The organism is Pedobacter sp. Bi27 (assembly GCF_918698255.1).
Lineage (GTDB): Bacteria > Bacteroidota > Bacteroidia > Sphingobacteriales > Sphingobacteriaceae > Pedobacter.
Genome location: NZ_CAKKMW010000003.1, coordinates 448,466 through 467,395 on the forward strand (window position 1 = coordinate 448,466; position 18,930 = coordinate 467,395).

14 protein-coding genes are annotated in these 18,930 nt (G+C 38.5%); 5 read left to right on the forward strand and 9 right to left on the reverse strand.

Going from position 1 to position 18,930, the window contains the following annotated elements; all coding sequences use genetic code 11:
- Positions 1 to 140: 140 nt before the first annotated feature.
- The 5 genes from LQ227_RS11990 to mutL all read right to left on the reverse strand — a co-directional run bounded on the left by LQ227_RS11990 (position 141) and on the right by mutL (position 6,004).
- Entirely contained in the window at positions 141 to 773 is a 633-nt protein-coding gene (locus LQ227_RS11990) for a nitroreductase family protein (RefSeq protein ID WP_230144578.1), read from the reverse strand.
- Positions 774 to 1,360: 587 nt separating this feature from the next.
- A complete protein-coding gene (locus LQ227_RS11995) occupies positions 1,361 to 2,473 on the reverse strand; it encodes an endonuclease/exonuclease/phosphatase family protein (protein ID WP_230144579.1) in 1,113 nt (370 codons plus the stop codon).
- Positions 2,473 to 3,327 carry a rhomboid family intramembrane serine protease gene (locus LQ227_RS12000; protein WP_230149458.1) on the reverse strand — a complete coding sequence of 285 codons (855 nt, stop codon included), beginning with the start codon at positions 3,325 to 3,327 and terminating at the stop codon, positions 2,473 to 2,475. The genes LQ227_RS11995 and LQ227_RS12000 overlap by 1 nt, the downstream gene beginning before the upstream one ends.
- Positions 3,320 to 4,021, reverse strand: a complete 702-nt coding sequence (locus LQ227_RS12005) for a rhomboid family intramembrane serine protease (RefSeq protein ID WP_230144581.1) — start codon at positions 4,019 to 4,021, stop codon at positions 3,320 to 3,322. The genes LQ227_RS12000 and LQ227_RS12005 overlap by 8 nt, the downstream gene beginning before the upstream one ends.
- Before the next feature lie 147 nt (positions 4,022 to 4,168).
- Positions 4,169 to 6,004: a DNA mismatch repair endonuclease MutL gene (gene mutL / locus LQ227_RS12010; protein ID WP_230149460.1), complete on the reverse strand. Its 1,836-nt coding sequence runs from the start codon at positions 6,002 to 6,004 to the stop codon at positions 4,169 to 4,171.
- Between the two features lie 821 nt (positions 6,005 to 6,825).
- Between mutL and LQ227_RS12015 the strand changes: the two genes are divergently transcribed.
- Together LQ227_RS12015 and LQ227_RS12020 are read left to right on the forward strand one after the other, a co-directional pair.
- On the forward strand, positions 6,826 to 8,460 hold the full coding sequence (locus tag LQ227_RS12015) for an amidohydrolase (RefSeq protein WP_230149463.1): 1,635 nt from the start codon (positions 6,826 to 6,828) through the stop codon (positions 8,458 to 8,460).
- Positions 8,461 to 8,506: 46 nt separating this feature from the next.
- Complete coding sequence (locus LQ227_RS12020; RefSeq protein WP_230149465.1) at positions 8,507 to 10,264, forward strand: serine hydrolase; 1,758 nt, start codon at positions 8,507 to 8,509, stop codon at positions 10,262 to 10,264.
- Between the two features lie 73 nt (positions 10,265 to 10,337).
- Here LQ227_RS12020 and LQ227_RS12025 read toward each other — a convergent pair whose 3' ends face one another.
- The 3 genes from LQ227_RS12025 to LQ227_RS12035 form a co-directional block, all read right to left on the reverse strand.
- Positions 10,338 to 11,756, reverse strand: a complete 1,419-nt coding sequence (locus LQ227_RS12025; RefSeq protein ID WP_230149467.1) for an FAD-binding protein — start codon at positions 11,754 to 11,756, stop codon at positions 10,338 to 10,340.
- Positions 11,757 to 11,843: 87 nt separating this feature from the next.
- Entirely contained in the window at positions 11,844 to 12,686 is an 843-nt protein-coding gene (locus LQ227_RS12030) for a hypothetical protein (protein WP_230149469.1), read from the reverse strand.
- A gap of 96 nt (positions 12,687 to 12,782) precedes the next feature.
- The gene (locus LQ227_RS12035; protein ID WP_230149471.1) at positions 12,783 to 13,745 is read right to left on the reverse strand and encodes an isopenicillin N synthase family oxygenase; all 963 of its coding nucleotides are present in this window, start codon (positions 13,743 to 13,745) and stop codon (positions 12,783 to 12,785) included.
- Positions 13,746 to 14,013: 268 nt separating this feature from the next.
- Between LQ227_RS12035 and msrA the strand changes: the two genes are divergently transcribed.
- Together msrA and LQ227_RS12045 are read left to right on the forward strand one after the other, a co-directional pair.
- Positions 14,014 to 14,613 (forward strand): peptide-methionine (S)-S-oxide reductase MsrA, encoded by a 600-nt coding sequence (gene msrA / locus LQ227_RS12040; RefSeq protein ID WP_230144587.1) that lies wholly within the window; start codon positions 14,014 to 14,016, stop codon positions 14,611 to 14,613.
- A 74-nt stretch (positions 14,614 to 14,687) separates the two neighbouring features.
- Positions 14,688 to 15,038, forward strand: a complete 351-nt coding sequence (locus tag LQ227_RS12045; RefSeq protein ID WP_230144588.1) for a VOC family protein — start codon at positions 14,688 to 14,690, stop codon at positions 15,036 to 15,038.
- A gap of 165 nt (positions 15,039 to 15,203) precedes the next feature.
- Here the strand turns inward: LQ227_RS12045 and LQ227_RS12050 are convergent, their stop codons facing one another.
- A complete protein-coding gene (locus LQ227_RS12050) occupies positions 15,204 to 16,505 on the reverse strand; it encodes a hypothetical protein (protein WP_230144589.1) in 1,302 nt (433 codons plus the stop codon).
- A 385-nt stretch (positions 16,506 to 16,890) separates the two neighbouring features.
- On the opposite strand from LQ227_RS12050, the gene LQ227_RS12055 reads away from it, so the two are divergent.
- A complete protein-coding gene (locus LQ227_RS12055) occupies positions 16,891 to 18,408 on the forward strand; it encodes a malate:quinone oxidoreductase (RefSeq protein WP_230144590.1) in 1,518 nt (505 codons plus the stop codon).
- Positions 18,409 to 18,930: the final 522 nt, after the last annotated feature.

Consider the following 18,930-nt stretch of genomic DNA (forward strand, 5'->3'; position numbering starts at 1 on the left):
TAGGGGTTAAGTTAACCGGTTAATTGTTTAAATCGGTTAATCGACTCCAAACGCCAAACTCCCAGCGCCAAACTAACGCTCCTAAAACAAAAAAAGCCGCTAAATAGCGGCCTGTTTTAAATTATGATGTTGTTTGCCTGTTATTTAAACTCGATCAAAAATTCTTCTTTAGGTGAACGTACTTTTTTAAGATTTACCAACCAATCGCCAGCTTCATCCCTGTTTCCTAATGGCAGTAGGGTAACACTTTTTAAGCCTTTTTTATCTAAACCTAAAAGTTCATCTAAAGCAGGGCCATTAAAGCCTTCCATTGGTGTGGCATCTACTTTTAACAAAGCTGCTTCTGCAATGGCAATGCCGAAACCGATATAAGCCTGACGGGCAGCATGGTTAAAGTTTTCTTCAGCAGTTCTGGATAAAACCATACCTTTTAATTGCGCTTTGTATGCATCAGTTCCACTTTCTGGTAAGCCACGTTCAGCGTTCATTCTGCTAAAAACGGCATCAATACCTTCTTCAGTATAGTTCTCGTTGGCTGCGAAAATTAACAGGTGAGAAGAATCGATAACCTGCGATTGATTAAATGCAATTGGTGCGATTTTCTCTTTTAACTCCTGGTTGGTTACCACAATCACTTTAAATGGCTGTAAACCAGATGATGTTGGTGCCAGGTGTGCTGCAGCAATAATTTTATCAACCTTTTCTTGTTCAACAGGTTGACCGTTCATTTTCTTAACGGCATAACGCCAGTTTAGGGCATCTATTAAGCTCATATTTTTGAAGATTTTTTTTAAATTTTATGAAGCAAATATGGAGATAAGGAATAAACCTATTGTTGATGTATGGTAAGAAATTTTTTTGTTTGGTCTCGGTTGGCTGAAGCCAACGGCTAAGAAAAATCCCTCTTTACCGTTGGCTTCAGCCAACGGAATAAGAAGCGAAATAAAGAAACAGGATTATCCTATAGGTTGGTGTCTCACTGACCGAAATGGAATAAGGTCAGAATGACGAATGATGAAAGCACTATATTAAAATTAGAAAATGATTGGCTTGTGGTTCTTGGCGGTTTTCAGCCCTGCCATTCGCTATAGCTCCGATGAATCCCGATGTAAAATCGGGACGGATGCTGTCGCTGCTGTCAGGTTTAGGAACAAGGGTTTGTACACCATGCAACCGCAAAAATGAAATGCTGTTTTGGCCACCTAGCCCCGGTTGGAGCGTTACCCTGCAGCAACGAGGCACGAGGAAGCGAAGCGTAAAAGCGTAAAACGGGAAGAAACTTACTGATTTGTACTGGCCTTCCGCTCCAAATGAAAAACGTATAAGTTATAGTCGAAATAAATTTTTATTAACAGAAAAACTAAGGCACAAATCTAAGGTCACTGCGCACCGGAAAGTGATCGGATAACTTGGCCTGGGTAATTTTGTAATTTAACACCTCAAGTTCCTTAGAAGTGGCAATATAATCGATCTGAAAATTGGGGAACTTACCATTATAGGTTTTGCCAAAACCGTTACCCTTTTTAATAAAACTATTGTTTAGTCCAGAGGTAATTTGGGTAACTACATAAGAAGCCGGGGTATCGTTAAAATCGCCGGCAATAAGGTAAGGCGTTTTACAGGTTGCCATTTCCTTTTTCATAATATCAACCTGACCGCTCCGTTTCAAAAAGGCACTTTTCAGCATTCTTAAAATCCGTTTCGATGGCTGCAGTTCGGTATTCATTTCTTTTACCTTATCTAAGTATTCGTAATCCTGTTTTTCGAAAGAAATAGATTGAAAGTGCACATTATAAACCCTTAAGGTTTTTCCTTTGATGTTTAAATCGGTATAAATACTCATGTTGCCAGGGAAACCTTCAACAAAAGGGATTTTACCAGAATCCTTAATCGGGAATTTAGAAAATATGGCTAAGCCAGTAGCTTCGTAATCGTTTTTATTGGTGGGTACAAAGTAGTAATATTTTGTATTTAGTAGTGCCTTCAAGCTATCAACCGTATCAAAAGCGCCTTTGTAACGGGTAAAAAATTCCTGGAAACAGATGATATCAGGATTTTGATCTTTCACTACCTGAAGCATTTTTTCTTTTACCGATTCGGTATTGTCTTCGCCGTATAGTTTAAAGCTGTGTACATTGTAGGTCATCATCCGGATGCTATTGTCTGCTTTTTCAGTGCCACCTTCATCGCCACCAATGGCAAAGGTTGCTTTTAAAGTTTTAGCACCCAATGCAATAACCAGAACGGTGGCAATTGCAAAAATCCATTTTTTGCTTAAAAACCACCACACCAAAAAGATAATATTAGCGAATAGGACAAAGGGGTAGGCGAGACCGAAAAAAGCAATAATGGCATGTTTTCTTGGATCCATATTTCCGGCAAGAACCCCCAATAGCAATGCAATTGCCAATACAACGGCAATGGGCAAAAGGAGTTTATCCACTAAACTATACTTCTTTTTTTTTGTGGCCATTAATCTTTACTTGCCTTAAATAGTTTTTCTTTTTCTACTGCTGTTAAATTATCGTATCCTGAGGTTGATATTTTATCTAAAATGGCGTCTATTTCCTGTTGGGAAACGCCGCCTTTAAATTCGGGTTTTTTAACCGGTTTTTCATTCCGGACTACCTTTAATTTCGGTTTGCGTTCGAACAGCTTGCTCCAATCCCTTCCGCTCTGCAAACTTTTAATAAAAGTGAAACCTAAAAGTGCGCCACCAATGTGCGCTAAACTTCCGCCAGCATTTACTGAGCCTATGGCAATAAAATCGAGCACAAAATATACAATGGCAATCCATTTAATTTTAACCTCGCCAAAGAAAAGTAACATGATGGTATAATTCGGTACCAGCGTTGCAGCAGCGAAAATAATGGCCATTACCGCTGCAGATGCCCCTACAATGGTTACTCCTGCTAATCCGCCAGCATAAACTGGAAATATATTTAATATGGCTATGGCAAATAAGCCACCAAATAAACCACCGGCAAGATAAACGAAATGAAATTGCCTGCTTTTTAGAAAATTCATGAATATGTTGCCGAACCAAAATAAGCCGAGCATATTGAATAGGATATGAAGAATCCCATCATGAAAAAACATGTAAGTAAATATGGTGTAAAAGCGTTCAGGCAATTTGGAAATACTGGCTGGTAAGCCAATATATTCTCTAAGCCATAAATCAAAATCGATAGGGATACGGCCTAAAAAAACAACTACACCAATGATAGCGGTAATCAAAAACAGCATTACATTAATCCCAATGTAAAAGAACAATGGGTTGCCCGATTGAAAAACCTTGTATTTTAAATCTTTGAAAGTATTATTCATAGAGTGTATAAAATGTATCGTTTTTGTCTTTCCATATTTTAACAAGTATAAAGCCGATTAAGGCACCTCCAAGGTGAGCATAATGGGCTATAGAATCACCTTCAAACTGGGCAACACCCAAAGATAACTCTACTAAAATATAAATTGGTATAATATATTTTGCCTTCACCGGAACAGGAATAAACATGATTAGCAATTCGGCATTTGGATAAAGCATACCAAAGGCAACCAATAAACCAAAAATAGCACCAGAAGCACCTACCATACCGCCCCCGTATATTCCCTTTATAGTAGTCATTTGAGCTTGGCTTGTTACGTGTTGCGGCCAGTTATCAAATAATGTTATCTGACCAATAATCTGCTGAACCTCAAAGGCCTGTACTGCCCACTGTAAAAATAATGCACCTAAGCCTGTTATAAAATAGAATGTGATAAATTTCTTTGCCCCCCATCTTGATTCAAGAATGCTTCCAAAAGAGTACAATGCAAACATGTTAAAAAAGATGTGCGCAATACCACCATGCATAAACATATAGGTAATAGGCTGCCAATATCTAAAATACGGTGAGTCGAAATAATATACTGCTAGCCGATCATCAAGGTGGAGTGTTGTTAGTAGGTAACTCGCTACAAAAAATAAGACGTTAATAATCAGTAGGTTTTTTACTACTGGCGGGATATATATGTTATTCATTTAATTTTAAAAAGGGTTAACTGGTTAATCGGTTAACTGTTTTGTATTTCTCTTTGGCTTCAAGTTTTGCTACGCACTTCAATCTTCTGACTTCCGATCCCTGATCCCCGACTTTTTCTCTTTAGTCTTTTAGCTTTGGTCTTTAGTCTATTTCTCAAACTTCTTATCCAGCTCTGCCAAAGTAATGGTTTGGATAATCGGTTTGCCACTCACGCTAAAGTTAGGTGTTTTACACGCAAAAAGCTCATCAATCAAAGTATTCATTTCCTCCTGACCAAGGCTTGTTCCCGCTTTTATAGCGCTGTTTTTTGCTAAACTTCTGGCCAAACTATCGCGTTTGCTTAATTTTAGTTCCTGTTGCGAGTTTTTAAAGCCCTCAATCAACTGTTCAAATAGCTGCGTTTCGTTAATATTGCTGCTGCCCAGGTCAACCGGAACGCCTTCTACTACCAACGTATTTTTTCCAAATTCCCGTACATCGAAGCCTAAACTTTTTATATCATCCAGTAAACTTTTGGCCAGTTCGAAATCATTGGCATTTAGTGTAATGGTTTGCGGAAATAAACTCTGCTGCGATGCACCTTTGCGGTCATCCAGATGTACGAGAAAACGCTCGTAAAGGATCCGCTCATGTGCCATTTGTTGATCGATCACCATCAATCCCGACTTAATCTGCGAAACAATATAACGGTTGTGCAATTGCATGTACTGCTTTTGCTTGGTTTCTAAAACGGTTTCATCAGCATAAATAGAAGTTTGTTCTACAATTGGCTGTTCTGTTATTTCGTAAAGCGAGCCCCAGTTTTTAGCACTCGGTTTGGCTTCATAATTTCTTGGTGATGAAGCGTAACCCGATGTAGAACTGCTATCGATGGCAAATGGATTAAAATCAGGATTGAAATTAATGCTTGGTGGAACAATATCTTCAACCGCTTTATGGGTAATCATATTGCTAAAACCTGTTTCCTGATCAAAATCTAAAGTCGGCGAAATGTTATAACGGCCAATCGAACGTTTTACAGCCGATTTCATGATTGCATAAATCGATTTTTCATCCAGATATTTAATCTCTGTTTTAGTGGGATGAACGTTTACATCAATTTTTGATGGATCGATCTCTATAAACAGTACATACAGCGGATAACTGTCGTCCGGTAATAAATCTTCGAAAGCAGAACTTACCGCGTGGTTTAAATACGGATCTTTAATGAAACGGTTATTCACAAAAAAGAACTGTTCGCCCCTGGTTTTCTTTGCAAAAGCAGGTTTACCGATATAGCCTTTTAAGTTAATAATGGTCGTTTCCTCTTCAACAGGAACCAGGCGTTCGTTATAGTTGTTGCCAAAAAGGTGAACAATACGTTGTTTTAAATTGCCTTTTGGCAGGTTAAAAATCTCGGTGCCATCATGGTGCAGACTAAAAAATACAGCAGGGTGCGCCAATGCTACACGTTGAAATTCATCCAGAATATGGCGCATTTCTACCGGATTGCTTTTAAGGAAATTCCTTCTGGCAGGTGTATTAAAAAATAAGTTTTTAATCGAAATCTGTGTCCCTGGTGAGGTAGCAACGGGTTCCTGATTGGTTACATGTGCACCTTCTATAGAGATACAGGTGCCGATTTCATCTTCATGCCTGCGGGTTTTCATTTCAACCTGCGAAATTGCTGCAATAGAGGCCATCGCTTCGCCACGGAAACCCATGGTACGGATGGCAAATAAATCTTCGGCTTTTTTTACCTTCGAAGTGGCATGGCGTTCGAAACACATTCTGGCATCGGTAACGCTCATCCCACAGCCGTTATCTATAATCTGAATCAATGCCTTACCGGCATCTTTTACTACCAGTTGAATTTTATCTGCACCCGCATCTATCGAATTTTCGAGCAATTCTTTTACCGCAGAAGCAGGTCGTTGAACAACTTCTCCGGCGGCAATCTGATTGGCAACAGCATCAGGCAATAAGTGAATAATATCAGTCATGTATTAAGGCAAAGTGAATTTGCTAAATTATGCAAAATAAGCTTAAAGAACCCGATTTGTTTAAAACTCAACATGTAAATGACTGTTGGTAAAGAGGAATAATTGCTTCTACTGGTTTTATTTACACCAGTGGTCATCCTGAGCGGAGTCGAAGGATATGGCTGGAAAGAATTAATTCTTTATGCTTAAATTTTTTGTTTTTTTGAAAAGCAGGTTCCTGTGTCAATCGGTTCCGGTAGTCCCGCTGTCCGCTGTATCTTTTTGGCTGCCCTTCGACTACGCTACCATTGACGTTATTTCATAAACAACTATTAATCAAAATTTTAGCCGTTGTCGCATTTCCGTCCAGCTAGGCCATAGCACGGTATCCCCGTTCTACTTAAATCCGGCCTAACAAATTTTTCGGGCTCCGCCGACCCAGCCTACCCACTAGCTTTGAAAGAAAAATTTTCAGCCGGTGTTTTTTGTTTCTTTTTGACAGCAAAAAGAAAGAGCCCCATCGGCGGCGGCGAGCCGAGGCAAGGATGAGCCTCTGGGCAAAAAAAGATATGCGTCATTCATATTGATTTTTATAAAATAAATTATCCCTCAGGGTGACCGCCAAAAAGTATACCGCTTCCATCTGGTTTATTTTACAACGGGCTGTCATTCTGAACACAGTGAAGAATCTTTTGCCGTTAAAATACAGCCACTGAAATAAGCAGTAAAATTCAACAAGTGTGTTGATGGTTACAGGTGCTTCGTGCCTCAGTATGACAATCGTCCTTTCTGTAAAACCGAATTTACAAAGGCAATGATTTCAATTTTCTATCTTTATCGATATGAAATCCATTCTATACAGCCTTTCTCTAGCTATACTTTTGACTTCTTGTGCCAGGAAAGAAGAAGCTGATGTAATTGTTTATAATGCTAAGGTTTATACCGTAAACAACAAGTTCGAAACAGTTGAGGCCTTCGCAGTGAAGAATGGTAAGATTCTGGAGCTTGGCAAAAGTGATGATATCAAATCAAAATACGCTGGCAAAGAAGAGATTAATGCCGATGGGAAAGCTGTTTATCCTGGCTTTATAGATGCTCATGCCCATTTTTATGGCTACGGACAAAGTTTGCAAACGGCCGATTTAAGAGAAACAAAATCGTGGGATGAAGTGCTTAAGCGCTTAACCGACTTTGCCAAAACACATCCTGATGGTTGGTTAATTGGCAATGGCTGGGACCAAAATGATTGGGACAATAAAGCTTTCCCTACTAATGAAAAGTTAACCGCACTTTTTCCTGGTCGCCCGGTATTTTTAAACCGTATCGATGGTCATGCGGCTATCGCCAATCAAAAAGCTTTAGATGATGCAGGCATTAAAGGCGGGCAGCAATTGGTTGGGGGCGATATGCTTACCCAAAACGGAAAGTTAACCGGTGTTTTAATCGATAATGCCGTCGCTTTAGTAGAGCGTAAAATCCCATCACCAGATGCTAAACTGGCTGAAAAAATATTTATCGATGCACAGAAAAACTGTTTCGCGGCAGGCTTAACCACCATTGATGATTGTGGCTTAAGTTACCTGGCTGTCGAATTTATCGAAAAACTGCAGAAAGAACATAAACTGAAAATGAGGCTTTATGTAATGCTTTCTGATGAGCCTGATAATTATAAATATCTTTTTAGTCGCGGGCCGATCAAAACCGATCGGTTAAATGTCCGGGCTTTTAAGGTTTATGCTGATGGTGCCTTGGGATCGCGTGGGGCCTGCCTGTTGCATCCATATAGCGATATGCCAAATAAAACGGGTTTTCTATTGAGCGATCAAAAACACTTTGAAGAAGTGGCCAAACAGATCGCAGCCAATCATTTCCAGATGTGTACCCACGCCATTGGCGATTCGGCCAATCGGGTAATCCTGAATATTTACAATAAAATTTTAAAAGGCAAAAACGATCAGCGCTGGCGCATTGAACATGCACAAGTGGTAAATGCCAACGATTTCGATCTGTTCGGAAAGGCCAGCATTATTCCATCGGTTCAGCCTACCCATGCCACTTCGGATATGTACTGGGCCGGACAGCGTTTAGGTGCCGAAAGGTTAAAAAGTGCCTATGCTTACAAACGATTGTTAAAACAAAACGGTTGGATTCCTTTAGGTACTGATTTCCCGGTCGAAAACATTAATCCATTATTAACGTTTTATGCTGCAACAGTGAGAGAAGATGCAAAAGGTTTTCCGAAAGGGGGCTTCCAAATGGAGAATGCCTTAACACCTGAAGAAGCTTTACGTGGAATGACCATCTGGGCAGCAAAAGCCAATTTTGAAGAACACGAAAAGGGTAGTTTGGAAAAAGGTAAATTGGCAGATTTTGTTATGCTCGATCACGATATTTTGAAATCAACACCACAAAACATATTAAAAACCAAAGTTTTAAAAACCTACCTGAACGGAGAAAAAGTATATGAAGCGAAATAGATTGTGTATCCTGGTTGTAGCATTTTGCTGCAATATTTTATGTTTAATGGCCTGCGCACAGGAGCATACAGCGAATGAGAAAAAACTGGCTATTGCCAATGCGATAGCTAATAGAACCGTATTGTTAAACAATCAGGATGGTGTTGTTCCCTTAAAATCACTGGAGAAAAAGAATATTGCTTCGGTTAGCCTGAGCTTTGCTTATAGTGCCGTTTTCGATAGTTTGGCGAATAAATATGATAAAATTACTTCATTTTCTGCCGATTCTTATAAAGACAGCGTGAATTTGAATGATTTAGAAGATGACCTTAAATATTTTAATACCATTTTAATTTCTATTGATGATCAAAATGTAAGCAAAGCCAAATACATTAACTTCATTAACAGTATCAGTAAAAATAAACAGGTAATTATTTCTTTTTTTGGTAACGGACCTGGTTTAAAATCATTCGATCTGTTAAAATCGCCGATTGTATGGACCGGTCAAAACAATATTGATGCCGCTGCTATTGTGCCCCAATATATTTTTGGTGGCATTGCCGCTTCAAAAAAGTTAACTACTGCTTATTCTGCCCGTTATACCATAGGTTCTGGTTTTACTACAACGGCCACGCGCTTAAAGTACACCGTACCCGAAGATGCAGGTTTAAATTCGAACAACTTAAAAGAAATTGATGCCATTGCTGCTGAGGCCATAGCGCAGAAAGCAACGCCAGGATTGGTGGTTTTGGTGGCTAAAGATGGTAAGGTGATTTTTAACAAAGCCTATGGAACGCATACTTATGATACCAATGTGCCCGATAAGGTAACCGATATTTTCGATCTGGCATCAGTAACCAAGGTAACCGCAACTACACCGGCAGTAATGCGCTTGTTTGAAGAAGGAAAACTAAAATTAGATACCAATATTGGTGCTTATATCCCAAAGGCACGTACTACGCCGATGAACAACATTCAGGTGCGTGAAGTGATGTTGCATCAGGCAGGTTTCATTCCCTATATCCCTTTTCACGATTATGTGAAAACTGGCGATTACAGCAGGGATTCTTCAGCAGCCTATCCGACGAAAGTGGCAGATAATTATTACATTAAAAAAGGCTTTTTTAAAGATTTTATGTGGCCTAAAATGCTCAATTCGCCAATAAAAACACGTGGCAAATATGTGTACAGCGATATCAGCATGTATGTAATGAAAGATATTGTGGAGCATATCAGCGAAGAGCCTTTAAATCAATATACTTACGAAAATTTTTACAAACCGTTGGGGATGCAAACAGCGGGGTTTTTACCGCGGAACCGCTTTAAACCAGAGCAGATTATTCCAACCGAAATGGACAGCTATTTCAGGAAAACCCTTTTAGTTGGCTACGTTCACGATCAGGGAGCAGCTTTGGCTGGTGGTGTTTCTGGTCATGCAGGTTTGTTCGCCAGCGCCAACGATCTGGCCATTATTTATCAGATGCTTTTAAATCGTGGTACTTATGGCGGGGTAGAATATTTCAAGAATTCGACAGTAGATATGTTTACTTCGAAACAATCGAATGTTAGTCGCAGAGGCCTGGGTTTCGATCGCTGGGATCCAGATAGTACTAAACATTACCCATCTGAACTGGCTTCGCCACAAACTTATGGTCATACCGGTTATACCGGAACCTGTGTTTGGGTAGATCCATCCCGAGGTTTGGTCTATGTGTTTTTGTCTAACCGCGTTAATCCTACCGTTACGGATAAACTATCCAATCTGAAGATTAGAGGAAGAATTCAGGATGTGGTAAATAAAGCCATAGACGAATCGAAGAAGTAAATCTTGGTTTGCATCATTCAGCGTTGTCAACTTTCTAGCTAGATGGCTATTAAAGTTGACAACTCGCTTAATACTAGTTTTTTGGATTATAATAGGCATCAAAAAGCTTATTTCTGAATTTATAATTAGGATCGTACTTCCTTTTTAATTTAAAAAATGTTTCAGCATTTGGATAAGCTTTTGAAAACTGTGATTGAGTAGCCTGTATTTGATAAGGCAGATAGTAAGCACCCTTTTCAGAAAGCGATGCATCAATCAAGGCCCTTGTCCATTGGGTTACTTTTGCCTTTTCTACATCAGATACTTCCTGTTTATAATAAATTACGAAAGCAAAAACTTCCTCCTTAGCCCAAGCAAGATACGATCCCGCATCTTTATTTGCATGCCGGATTGAAATGTTGATCACATTTACATCGTTGTTTTTTAATACTTTAATCATTTTTGGATAAAAGGAATCAAAATGATCTACTGGTATAAAATATTCTTGTAAAACATAGGTCGTTTTTTTTCTCGAATTGGGTTCGAGCTCTTGCGCATCGTAGGTCGCTTCAAAATTTCTCCATTCAACAATTTTACCTGTATAATGTACCGGATCTGCAATGTGTTGCCTTAGCCATTTTCCAAAATCAGAACCGGCAACTACTTTCATGGCAAATTTTTTCAATCCATAATTTACATCGTTCGGTTTTAAACGCTCAGTTACGGTTAATTTATTTTCGGTTCTGGCATAAGTAACCGCTCTAACTTTGGTGTAACTGTTTGGGTATATATCTGCGTTATGAAATACGAACTGGGGTTTATTTCGAATGCTAGAAAAGAAGAACTTTTTGTAGGCGGCAATATCCATCAGGGTATCTTTTCGCGCTATTTTATAATTGTCTGTTAGCGATAAGGTTACTTCGGTAATTACACCAATTCCGCCGTAGCCGCCAATAGCGGCATAAAAAACTTCACTGTTAACCGTTGGGCTCGCGGTGATAAAACTTCCGTCGGCTAAAACAATCTTAAAACTTTTAACTGATAAAATAATTGGCCCTTGCCCAACATAACGACCATGCACGTTAACACTAAGTGAACCGCCAACCGTAAAATTCGCATAAGTCTGCATAATTTTAACAGATAAATCATATCGGTCAATAAACTGAATCAGCTCGCGCCACCTTATACCGGCTTGAACGGTGACTTCCTTCCGTTCTTTTGAGAAACTTAAAATCCTGTTAAACTTTCTCATGTCAATTTGAAAAGCATTTTCTGTAGCCGTTTGTCCACCTTGACTAAATCGGGCTCCACCTATCGAGATTGGTCCATTGTGGGTTTTAACTGCCTTAGTAATTTCAGCAGAAGTTTGTGGCGTAATTATTTTGGCAACCTTTATGGGGTTGAGTTGCGTAACATCGTTTACGACGTTCTTTTGTATAATCGGCTTATCATGCTGGCACGCAAAAAGTAAAGTGGTGAGGACTAGAAAAATTCTGAGAGGGAAGCGTTTCATAGTTGATTAGATGTTTGGGTTTACATAATGATATAAAGGCTTAGTGTTATCAGCTAATGGTTTGTTAGAGTGTTAATAGTTCATAAGCTAATGATCTAGAATCAGCTTATAAATTACCGTTTTAAGTTCTTCGCTATCACGATCCTCACACAATAAAAAAGTTGTCCTATGCTCGTTTTGGCTAAGTAAAGTAATGCCTTCAAATTTATGTTTGTCAGAAATTTTATTGCTGAAGGTTAGCTTCAAAGTCTGCAGGTTAATACTGCCGATAAAACTGCCCAGAATTTCGCCATCGGCATAAGTCGATTTGGTATCTTCCGCAGTAGCAATGAAAAATATTTCATTTTTCACCAATACAGCATCGGTAAAAGAGGATTCAACATGATCGATATTTGGAAGCTTAAAAGGATTGAACTTAGCTTGTTTAGTTTTAGTTAAATCTACTTCCTGGATTTTGAATATGCCATTCTTTGCATCGATCCCATTGCCGCGGTTAAAAAGTAGCCACTCATTGCCTGTAAAGGTTGCGCCTTCTAGGTTAAAGTTCTGATCGTCTATTTTGGCAATAGCTTTAAGTTTGGTGTAGGTATTAGTCAGGTCTTTCTGAATAACTTTTTGAGTTTCCAGATCGAATTCGATCATCAGGTTTCTTTTGGGGGTAGAGCCCGAACCTAACATGTAGAGCTTATTGTTGTTATGACAAAGGATTTCGAAATCGGGTTTTAAGGATTTAGGTATATTTTCTAACTGATCAAGTATTTTGTCAAATAAAATCTGAATTTTACGGAGTTTTTTGGTTTTGATGTTATATTCGTTCAAGTAGCCGCTGTTGTCGCCAATGATATACAGTAAATCCTCGTGAAGGAATAGACCCGAAGCAGAACCAATACCATCAATCTTGGCAAAAACTTCTAAAGTTGTTAAATGCATGTTTGAAAATAACAAAAAAGCACCGGTTTTGGCCGATGCTTTTATTTTTGTTTACGATTCGCTAGGGACTCATGACTGAGGACTCACGACTCCGAACTACTTCTTTAATCCAATTTCTCTTAATCTTTCATCCAAATATTCACCAGCTGTCATATCGCTATAGGCTTTAGGATGTTCAGCATCAATGGTTGATGGCAAGCTTGTTAAATCCATGTCGCTGCGTGGATGTAAGAAAAAAGGAACAGAGAAACGAGAGGTTTTCATCAGTTCACGAGGTGGGTTTACCACTCTATGTGTAGTCGATTTTAATTTATTGTTGGTTAAACGCTGTAACATATCGCCAACGTTCACTACGATATCAGTGTGATGTGCTTTAATTGGCAACCATTCATTGCTGCGGGTTAACACTTCAAGGCCATCGGCACTTGCGCCAATTAATAAGGTAATCAAGTTAATGTCTTCATGCGCACCTGCACGCACCGCATCATCAGGAATGGTTTCAGGATTTTCGATCGGGAAGTAGTGGATACCCCTCAAAATAGAATTTCCGTTATGAACATGTTTGTCGAAATAGTCGATCGGCAATTCCAGGTAAGTAGCAATTGCACGTAATAAATGTGTCCCGTTTTCTTCCAGTTTTTTGTAAATATCGCCTGTTACTTTGTTAAATTCTGGTAATTCTTCTAAAACTTCATTATCAGGATATTCATTTTTAACCGGATCATCATCAGTTACTTCTTGGCCAATCTGCCAGAATTCTTTCAAATCTGGGGTTTTGGCCCCTTTAGCAGTTTCTTTGCCTGCACTGGTGTAACCACGTTGACCAGCTAATTCTGGTTTCTCGTATTTCCTTTTGGTTTCAACTGGAAGCGAAAAAGCAGCTTTAATATTTTCATAAAGCTTATCAATTAATTCCTGGCTTAAACCATGGTTGGTAATGGTAACAAAACCCGAATCGTTAAAAGCCCTGCCCAATTCATCAGAAAACTTTTTACGGTCTTCTGCAGAACCATTGATGTAAGAGCCTAAATCTAAGCAAGGAATATACGGTGTAGACATAATTTTATATTTAATGTTTTACGAATTTAAAAAGAATTGTTAATAAGTGCGTTTCGGTTGTGTATTAAGTGTTTAATAAATTAATATACAGTTTTTTAAGTTATTAACAAAATTGTAGAAGCAATGTAATAGTCGATTGTCACACTAAATCCATTATAATTAAAACGCAAACTACAGCTTATTTAATTTCGTATAATTAACTAGAAAATAACTTGATGAACTGTAAGGTAAATTGGTTATTTGCGACTAATAAAATAAAACACACACAATGAAAAAAATAATTTTAATTCTTCTATCGGTATTGGCCTTAAATCAGGCAAATGCACAAGGAAAAAAGACAGAGAAAGCCACATTCGGAATGGGCTGTTTTTGGTGTACTGAAGCCATTTTTCAACGTTTAAAGGGTGTGGTATCGGTTAAATCTGGTTATGAAGGTGGTACTTTAACGAATCCAACTTACGAAGAAGTATGTACCGGTGCTACCGGGCATGCCGAAGTTTTAGAGATTACCTATAACCCGATGGTGATTTCTTACGATGATTTATTGGAAGTTTTTTGGAAAAGCCACGATCCTACAACATTAAACCGTCAGGGCGCCGATAGTGGTACGCAATATCGCTCCGTAGTTTTTTATCATTCAGCCGAACAAAAAGCTTTGGCAGAAAAATATAAGGCAGAGCTGAATAAAACAAATGCTTATGGCAAAAAAGTGGTAACGGCAATCGAAGCAGCCAAGCCATTTTATGTTGCAGAAAATTATCACCAGAATTATTTCAACAAAAATGGAAGTGAGCCCTATTGTAGATTAGTGATCCAGCCAAAAATAGATAAACTGGAGAAAATATTTAAAGCGAAGCTTAAAAATTAATAAGCGCGCTTGACTAGCCCTGCAATAAAACATTGCAGGGCTTTTTGTTATCTTAGAAATTTAAACTTCTGTTTATGGTAAAAAGAATAGTGCTTAATATTGATACCCAAAAAATTGCTGATGCAGCCAGTTTTTATAAAGATATTTTGGGACTTGATCTACTAATGGATCATGGTTGGATTGCAACTTATGGTGCGGTAGGACAAAAAATGGATGTACAGATCAGTTTTGCCTCCGAAGGCGGATCAGGTACCCCAACACCAGATCTATCCATCGAAGTTGAAAATGTTGATGAAATATTGGAAAAGGTGAAAGCCGCCGGATTTCCGGTCGAATACGGCCCTGCTGATGAACCATGGGGCGTTAGGCGGTTTTACACCAGAGATCCTTTTGGTAAATTGGTTAATATTTTAAGCCATTATTGAGAGCTAATTTTTGACAAAACACTAGAGTTACGATGACAGGTTTAGGTGGGCGTCATTTCGAGCAGAGTGCAACGCAGTCGAGAACCCGAAGGCTCAGGGAAGCTAAATCTGTCGAGATAGATCTCTCCATTCCGCTACGCTTCAGTCGAGATGACGAATCGTCTTTTAGTTCAAAAAACCTTTAGCTTTTTCGAGTAGTTCGCTGCCTTTTTTGCCAATCTCTTTTTTTCCTTTTTCTATAGTTGAAGGCTGAGTATACTCACTCACCGAATTGGAAAGTGCTTTAAACTTACCTATGCCAGCAAATACTTCTTCGGTATAAGGAACACCCTGCTGTTTCATCAGTTTTTCCCAGTCTATTTTTGAGAGCACAGCAATCATGTATTTAGTGGCAATTTGACCGATAAATGCTTTGTCGTACACACCAGTTAGTGCCTTATCTGATTTACGGTCTTTTACATATATCATAGTTTGTAGTAGTGCTTCGTGTTCGTTCTTAGAAAATAATGGGCTTTTGCTCAGCTTTTCCAATGCTGGAAGTGACTGCTCTGGTTTTTCTTTTTTTAAATTCAGATAAACGGTTATTCCCCAAACCAGTTCGTTTTGGATGCCGAGTTTGTTCATGTCGTTTAAAAAAGCCTCAAAATCTTCAAGCGATCTTTCCTCATCAATTTTTCGCTCCATTCTCATTCGGTCAAAACCTCTAAAAAGATAGTTCATGCTATGGAAAGCCAAATGTGTCTGCTCATCGTTTAAACGGCTCCAGCCAAAAAATGATTTGGTATATGGCAGTGGGATTTTCTCGTTTTTATCCAGCCATTTAATATTTCTCGAAAGGCCATCTTCAGATAGATAAAATAGGTTGTTGCTAAAAAATAAGAAACCGCGCACAAATTCTAAAAGTGTTTTAATTTCGCAATCATCCAGCAGTTCAGGTTGAGTTTTAGCACATTCATATAACGCAAAAGGTTGTCCTAAATCTCTGGTTGCCAGTACAGCCATGCTTAAAATGGCATGTTCTATATTTTGATAGTAAGCCTTGTTTGTATCTTTAAAAAATGGCTGTGGCGTTTTTACGCCCGTTTTCATCGCGATGAAGCCTGCAGTTAGCAATGGAAAAACATCTTCATCGGTTTCTTTTACAAATTGTTTAACCGATCGATATTCTTTATACACCCTTAAGGCATCTATTACAGAAATGTTTTCATTGTTGTGTGTATTTACTTTGTTCAGCGTCCTGACAACACTTTGTGCCTGTTTGCTGAATTTCTGATACTCGGGCTGGGTCGTATCTTGAACGGCAGTTGAACGGACCGCTATTTTAGCAAATTTATAAAATATGATTTTATCGTAATTAATGTTTTCAGCCAGTTTCTTTTTATCAAGTTCGAGTAAAAGCTGATCGGTTTTTTCGCCAGAACAGGCAGCTAAAAATAGGATAACGCAAAATAAAATTAAATTCTTCATGAGGGCAGGTTTAAACAAATAGATGTGTAAAACTAACACTTTAGGAAGGAATAAAAATGAAAAACACAGATTCTTATAAAATTAGCGTTTAAGGATATTTCTTAATTATTGAAATTTAAATTTTTTAGCGCGTTTAAAGGTAAAATGATAAATTTTTAAAAGAAACAGATAGCATGTTTAGCAAATTAATAATAGGTTCCTGCTGTAAGTTTAATGTTCCGTTTGCTTTGTTATTGACCAAACTATTTTTTGGATTAAAATTTGATTAGAACTTGTCAAAAACAGAAGGGTATTTCTAATTTTTTAGCAATTTTTTAAGATTTAATGCCCTAAAATTCGTGGGATGTTTAAAATCATTCTAAATTTGTAACTCCTTTAAGCTAAGATGACAAAAAAGAAAAAGACAGTTGGTAAAACTGACGCTGATGTAATTTTAATAGGGGCTGGCATCATGAGTGCAACCCTGGGTGTTTTGTTAAAACAATTAGAACCCAATTTAAGCATAGAAATTTACGAACGTTTAGATATTGCGGCGGCAGAAAGCTCTGATGCCTGGAATAATGCTGGAACGGGACACTCTGCTTTTTGCGAACTAAACTATACACCCGAAAAGAAGGATGGTACGGTTGAAATAAAAAAGGCTGTTCAGATTGCTGAGCATTTTGAAGTTTCCAAGCAATTTTGGTCATATTTAGTGAACAAGGGATTGGTTTCTGACCCTTGTAATTTTATCCGCAATATTCCTCACATGAGTTTTGTTTGGGGGAAAAAGAATGTAGAATATCTTAAAAAACGCTACGACGCATTAACCCAATGTGATCTGTTTAGCGATATGCAATATACCGAGGATACTGAGCTTGTAAGAAACTGGGCACCCTTAATTATGGATGGCCGTAAAAAGAGCGAAAAAGTTGCAGCAACAAAAATGGATCTGGGAACCGACGTTAATTTTGGAACCTTAACCCGTGATATGTTTAACAACTTAAAGGAACAAAGTAATGTTAATCTGCATTTCAATCACGAAATCCGTGACTTGAAAAAGAATAAAGACGGCAATTGGATTGTAAAAGTTAAAGATTTAGAAACCGGTGATAAACGTAAACGAGTAGCTAAATTTGTATTTATCGGTGCCGGTGGTGGTTCTTTACCATTATTGGAAAAATCAGATATTCCTGAAGGAAAAGGTTTTGGCGGTTTCCCTGTAAGTGGGCAATGGCTAAAATGTACCAATGAAGAAATTATTAAAAAACACCATGCAAAGGTATATGGTAAGGCTGCGGTTGGTGCACCACCAATGTCGGTTCCACATTTAGATACCAGAATGATTAATGGCAAACAAGCATTGTTATTTGGTCCTTATGCTGGTTTTTCGACCAAATTTCTTAAAAATGGTTCGTTCCTGGATTTACCAAAATCAATTAAATTTAATAACATCCGCCCAATGCTTTCTGCCGGATTGCACAACCTCGATTTAACAAAATATTTAATTGAGCAGGTTAGGCAGTCGCCAGAAGACAGACTGGAAGCGTTGAAAGAATATTTGCCAACTGCCGAACTTAAAGATTGGGAACTGGAATATGCTGGACAGCGTGTTCAGGTGATTAAAAAAGACGAAAAACAAGGCGGTATTTTAGAGTTTGGTACCGAGGTGGTAAGTGCTGCTGATGGTTCTATTGCGGCTTTGTTGGGCGCTTCTCCTGGTGCATCAACAGCTGTTTCTATCATGCTCGATCTATTAAACCGTTGCTTTGCAGAAGATTTAGCTACCGACGAATGGCAGGCGAAAATCAGAGAAATGATCCCAACCTATGGAAAAGCCTTAGCTCAGGACCCAGAACTTTGCAAAGAAACCAGAATAAGAACATCGAAAGTATTGAAAATAGAAAATACTGTAGTTGCTTAGTTAAACAGCGATATAATTTTATACAAGGTCCCGATGTAAATCGGGACTTTTTTTGTTTGAGGTATTTCCATGGTCTGTGTCCGCACAGAATATAATGGGGTAGGTAATTGATCATTTGTATCACCAAACGTTCCTACGGAACGAACACAAATAACAAAATGTTATTTGCTACCCACGATGCGTCCCGCTGGGACGCCTAATACGTTATATTAGCTATCGATATCATCCATATTTACCAGAGGGATGGGGTTCATGAATAACATTGAGTAACAGTTTTCTTTCGTTCCGTTAGGAACGTTTAATAGGTAACATATAGGGAAGAGGATTTTTTTCGTTCCATAGGAACGCTTGGTGTGTTTTGCACTGCTCCTTAATTATAAACCTGATGGGAACGGCAGCTCCCGATTTGGGCACTATTCTTTTGTTTTTTACGGTGTGCTTGCTTGTTCGCAGGTTTCATCGGGACTACAGTGTACAGCAGGACTACAATAACCGATAGCAAACCGGACCTTGCTTTTCAAA

Excerpts from the sequence above, each read along its gene's own strand:
- LQ227_RS11990 (WP_230144578.1), bottom strand. The coding sequence starts at position 773 with ATGAGCTTAATAGATGCCCTAAACTGGCGTTATGCCGTTAAGAAAATG.
- LQ227_RS11995 (WP_230144579.1), bottom strand. The coding sequence starts at position 2,473 with ATGGCCACAAAAAAAAAGAAGTATAGTTTAGTGGATAAACTCCTTTTG.
- LQ227_RS12000 (WP_230149458.1), bottom strand. The coding sequence starts at position 3,327 with ATGAATAATACTTTCAAAGATTTAAAATACAAGGTTTTTCAATCGGGC.
- LQ227_RS12005 (WP_230144581.1), bottom strand. The coding sequence starts at position 4,021 with ATGAATAACATATATATCCCGCCAGTAGTAAAAAACCTACTGATTATT.
- mutL (WP_230149460.1), bottom strand. The coding sequence starts at position 6,004 with ATGACTGATATTATTCACTTATTGCCTGATGCTGTTGCCAATCAGATT.
- LQ227_RS12015 (WP_230149463.1), top strand. The coding sequence starts at position 6,826 with ATGAAATCCATTCTATACAGCCTTTCTCTAGCTATACTTTTGACTTCT.
- LQ227_RS12020 (WP_230149465.1), top strand. The coding sequence starts at position 8,507 with ATGGCCTGCGCACAGGAGCATACAGCGAATGAGAAAAAACTGGCTATT.
- LQ227_RS12025 (WP_230149467.1), bottom strand. The coding sequence starts at position 11,756 with ATGAAACGCTTCCCTCTCAGAATTTTTCTAGTCCTCACCACTTTACTT.
- LQ227_RS12030 (WP_230149469.1), bottom strand. The coding sequence starts at position 12,686 with ATGCATTTAACAACTTTAGAAGTTTTTGCCAAGATTGATGGTATTGGT.
- LQ227_RS12035 (WP_230149471.1), bottom strand. The coding sequence starts at position 13,745 with ATGTCTACACCGTATATTCCTTGCTTAGATTTAGGCTCTTACATCAAT.
- msrA (WP_230144587.1), top strand. The coding sequence starts at position 14,014 with ATGAAAAAAATAATTTTAATTCTTCTATCGGTATTGGCCTTAAATCAG.
- LQ227_RS12045 (WP_230144588.1), top strand. The coding sequence starts at position 14,688 with ATGGTAAAAAGAATAGTGCTTAATATTGATACCCAAAAAATTGCTGAT.
- LQ227_RS12050 (WP_230144589.1), bottom strand. The coding sequence starts at position 16,505 with ATGAAGAATTTAATTTTATTTTGCGTTATCCTATTTTTAGCTGCCTGT.
- LQ227_RS12055 (WP_230144590.1), top strand. The coding sequence starts at position 16,891 with ATGACAAAAAAGAAAAAGACAGTTGGTAAAACTGACGCTGATGTAATT.